The organism is Shewanella sp. Sh95, assembly GCF_001308045.1.
GTDB classification, from domain to species: domain Bacteria; phylum Pseudomonadota; class Gammaproteobacteria; order Enterobacterales; family Shewanellaceae; genus Shewanella; species Shewanella xiamenensis.
Genome location: NZ_LGYY01000220.1, coordinates 1 through 674, shown reverse-complemented (window position 1 = coordinate 674; position 674 = coordinate 1). Strand labels below are relative to the sequence as shown.

Below are 674 nucleotides of genomic sequence, written 5' to 3'. Positions count from 1 at the left end.
CACGAGTACCAGTTGGGAGAGGCGCCACCTCAAGTCACAGGACTCACAGTGGACCAGCAGATCATTCTCGACGTGTTAGGCGAACGGTATCGGCAAATTTATTCCTAAATCAGGTGCGGAAAGTCGGATCACATCAAGATAACATTGTAATAAAATTTATTATTGACGATTATGATTCATATGAGTTTTACAATAAAATGTCGACAGATTTATTTGGGGAGAGAATACAAGAATTCGTAACAGCTGTTGAGCAATTAGAAGATGATGTAAAAGAAGAAAATTTAAAAATTAAGCTAGAAATAAATAAAAAAATTAAAAACCATACAAATAACACTCTTATAGACCATATCTATTCGATAAGTTCTTGGTCAGATTACTTACAAGGACTTTCTATCGAGGATTTAAATGAACAACTACATAAACGTTACCATAGAGAAGGAATCGAAGGTATCATTCTACTGGGAAACTATTCTAAAAACTGTAGTACCGATTACTTTCACTTCATACGAAGTACAGAGTTATCAAATGATAACATCAATACCAAGCTCTGAAGAATCCCCTGATGATTTACAAATAAATCATCAAATTAGGGTGGAAGCGCATCTTGTTGCATGATCAAATGGTTTCGCTAAAAACTACACTTGGACAACAAGATGCGCGAAGCCAATATCCTA

The 674-nt window shown here is 35.3% G+C and carries 1 protein-coding gene; it reads left to right on the top strand.

Annotated elements, in window-relative coordinates; translation table 11 throughout:
* The first annotated feature begins 197 nt into the window (after positions 1 to 197).
* Positions 198 to 551: a hypothetical protein gene (locus AEA42_RS16370; protein WP_156312358.1), complete on the top strand. Its 354-nt coding sequence runs from the start codon at positions 198 to 200 to the stop codon at positions 549 to 551.
* Positions 552 to 674: the final 123 nt, after the last annotated feature.